Consider the following 3,700-nt stretch of genomic DNA (forward strand, 5'->3'; position numbering starts at 1 on the left):
TATTCCCACTCTATTGTAGCAGGTGGTTTAGATGTTACATCATAGACTATTCTATTTACTCCTGGAACCTCATTGACTATTCTTCTTGATACAATCTCAAGAACATCATAAGGCATTGGGAACCAGTTAGATGTCATACCATCTGTTGATTTTACTGCTCTAAGTCCTACTGTGTGACAGTAAGTTCTTGCATCTCCCATAACTCCAACTGATTGGATATTAGGTAAAACTGCAAAGTACTGCCATATTGTTTCATCAAGTCCTGCATTTGCTACTTCTTCTCTGTATATAGCATCTGCTTCTCTAACTATTTCAAGTTTCTCTTCAGTAACTTCACCAAGAACTCTTATTCCAAGTCCTGGTCCTGGGAATGGCTGTCTCCATACTAATTTGTGTGGAATTCCAAGTTCTTCCCCAACTGCTCTAACTTCATCCTTGAATAATTCTCTAAGTGGCTCAATAAGTTTGAACTCCATATCTTCTGGAAGTCCTCCAACATTGTGGTGACTTTTTATAACAGCAGATGTTTCTGTTCCACTCTCAACTACGTCAGGGTAAATTGTACCTTGAACTAAGAATTTGATATCTCCAAGCTTTTTAGATTCTTCTTCAAATACTCTAATAAACTCTTCTCCAATAATCTTTCTCTTTTCTTCTGGGTCAGATACTCCAACAAGCTTACTAAGGAATCTATCCTTAGCATTAACTCTGATAAGATTCATATCAAATTGCTCACTAAAGATTTTCTCAACTTGATCTCCTTCATCTTTTCTAAGTAAACCGTGGTCTACAAAGATACAAGTAAGTTGTTTACCAACAGCTCTATGAATCATAACAGCGGCTACTGATGAATCCACTCCACCTGATAAACCACAGATAAGTTTTTGATCTCCAACAAGTTCTTTAATTTCTTTAATTTTAGTTTCTGCAAATGAAGCCATTGTCCATGTGCTCTCAAGACCACATATATCATGTACAAAGTTTGAAAGAAGTTGTCTTCCAAATGGAGTATGCTCAACCTCTGGGTGGAACTGAACTCCATATAATTTCTTATCTTCATTCTCAATAGCTGCCATAGGTGAGTTAGCTGTAGTAGCTACAACTCTAAACCCTTCTGGTGCAGTTTCAACATAATCTACATGAGTCATGAAACAAGTTTCCTTTGCATCAATCCCTTTAAATAAAACAGATGTTGTATCAAGCTCTACATCAGTCTTACCATGCTCTCCACTTGGAGCAGTTGTAACTTTTCCACCTAAAGTATGAGCCATAAGTTGCTCACCATAGCAAATCCCAAGTACAGGAATACCAAGATCATATATAGCTTTATCAATACTTGGTGACTTATCTCCATAAACTGAATTTGGTCCACCAGTAAAGATTATACCCTTTGGATTTTTTGCTTTTATTTGTTCTACGCCTTTTGTGTAAGGAATTATTTCACAATAAACCCCACATTCTCTTACTCTTCTTGCTATAAGCTGACCATATTGGCCACCAAAGTCAACTATTAAAACTAAATCTTTCATATTCAAACCCCTTTGCTCACTAAAATTTAAACTTCTCTATTGTAAAATTCTTATTAAAATAATTATACACTTAATTGTAAATCATTAACAAGGATTATTGACTCACACTATAATTTGGTGCTTCTTTTGTAATATTAATATCATGAGGATGACTTTCTCTAAATCCTGCTGATGTTTGAATTACAAATGTAGCTGTTTCAAATAATCTATCAAGTGTAGGTGCTCCAAGATATCCCATTCCTGATCTAATTCCACCTATTAATTGAAATATAGTATCTGAAACTGAACCTTTAAATGCAATTCTTCCCTCTACTCCTTCAGGTACAAATTTCTTTGTTCCATTTTGGAAGTATCTATCACTTGAACCCTTAGCCATAGCTCCTAGAGAACCCATTCCTCTATAAACCTTATAGCTTCTACCTTGATAAATTTCCATCTCTCCTGGTGCTTCCTCACATCCTGCAAATAATGAACCCATCATTGCAACAGTAGCTCCAGCTGCTAAAGCCTTAACTATATCTCCTGAATACTTAAGTCCTCCATCAGCAATAACTGGAACTCCATATTTCTTACCTTCTTCAGCACAATCCATAACAGCTGTAAGTTGTGGAACACCCACTCCTGCAACTATTCTTGTTGTACATATTGACCCAGGACCAATTCCAACCTTAACACAATCTGCTCCAGCTTCTATTAAATCTCTAGTAGCCTCTGCAGTTGCAATATTTCCTGCTATAACTTGTAAATCAGGATAAGCAGCTTTGATTGTTCTAACTCCATTCATAACACCCATAGAATGTCCATGAGCTGTATCTAAAGTAACAACATCAACATCAGCTTCATATAAAGCCTTAACTCTTTCCATCATATCCCCTGTAATTCCAACAGATGCTCCACATAAAAGTCTACCCTTAGAATCTTTTGCAGCATTTGGATAAGCCTTAGCTTTTTCAATATCCTTAATTGTAATAAGTCCTGTAAGATTTCCATTTGCATCTACAAGCGGAAGTTTCTCAACCTTAGTTTTCTTTAAGATTTCTAAAGCATCCTCAACCTTAGTTCCTTCTGGAGCTGTAAATAAAGGACTCTTAGTCATAACCTCTGAAATTTTTCTAGTATAATCAGTTTCAAAAACAATATCTCTATTAGTAAGAATACCAACAAGTTTCTTACCCTCTGTAATAGGGACACCTGAAATTCTATATCTAGCCATAAGCTCTAAAGCTTCATTAACAGTATTATCTGGTGCTAAGAAGAAAGGATCTGTAATAACTCCATTCTCTTGTCTCTTAACTCTATCAACTTCTAATGCTTGTGCTTCAATACTCATATTCTTGTGGATAATTCCTATTCCACCCTCTCTAGCCATAGCGATTGCCATCTTAGATTCTGTAACTGTATCCATACTAGCACTCATTAACGGTATATTTAAGAAAATAGTTTTTGTAAGTTGTGTTCTTAAACTAACCTCATTAGGTAAAATTTCTGATTTGTTTGGTACTAATAATAAGTCATCAAATGTATATGCCTGCTTTAATATTTTTGCCATCTTAAAAACCCCTCCATCAATAAATAATTATTTTAATTCAATTTTACAAGTTAAATTGCATCTAATTTCACTTTTGCAAGATAACTTTCATTTAATATTCTTGTAATATCTTGTTAACGATTTGTTTATTTACTAAAAAAAGACATATTAACTCCCTAAGTGAGTTAATATGCCTTCATCTTTAAGTCAGCTATATCAAATCACTCATAGAGGAGAATTAATGGTTCTCCGTAGATACACCTTGCCATATCCAAGATTTATACGAGTATTTTCAAATATTTCTTTTTTTAAGTTCGTTGATTTTTATTTATTATATTATATTGCAACAATGCTTGTCAACCAAATAAAAGCCCATTTTAAAATGATTTTAAACTTTCATAAAATAAAATATTTGATGTAAATATTTCATAAATCATTCGGAACAAATTACAATAAACATAATAATGCACAAACCCTTGCAAAGCTTATGTAAAAGCTATGAAAACAAAAGAAAACACACGCTAATATCTTTATATTAGCGTGTGCTTTTAAGTGAAATTTATACAATTATATATAAATGTTCGTGTTTTTTATTTTTAGATTATGAAAGATTATCTTTCATTTTATAATTTCTTTGATTTAT

Annotated in this window: 2 protein-coding genes and 1 riboswitch; both genes read right to left on the minus strand. The window is 33.6% G+C overall.

What is annotated here, in order from left to right; all coding sequences use genetic code 11:
• A partial coding sequence (gene guaA / locus Q0V15_RS12430) for a glutamine-hydrolyzing GMP synthase (RefSeq protein ID WP_297439461.1) occupies positions 1 to 1,529 on the minus strand: 1,529 nt, incomplete at its 3' end.
• Between the two features lie 94 nt (positions 1,530 to 1,623).
• Positions 1,624 to 3,078 carry an IMP dehydrogenase gene (gene guaB, locus Q0V15_RS12435; protein ID WP_297439462.1) on the minus strand — a complete coding sequence of 485 codons (1,455 nt, stop codon included), beginning with the start codon at positions 3,076 to 3,078 and terminating at the stop codon, positions 1,624 to 1,626.
• A 187-nt stretch (positions 3,079 to 3,265) separates the two neighbouring features.
• Positions 3,266 to 3,363: riboswitch (purine riboswitch) on the minus strand.
• Positions 3,364 to 3,700: the final 337 nt, after the last annotated feature.

This window comes from uncultured Clostridium sp. (assembly GCF_947036855.1).
Classification (GTDB): domain Bacteria; phylum Bacillota; class Clostridia; order Clostridiales; family Clostridiaceae; genus Sarcina.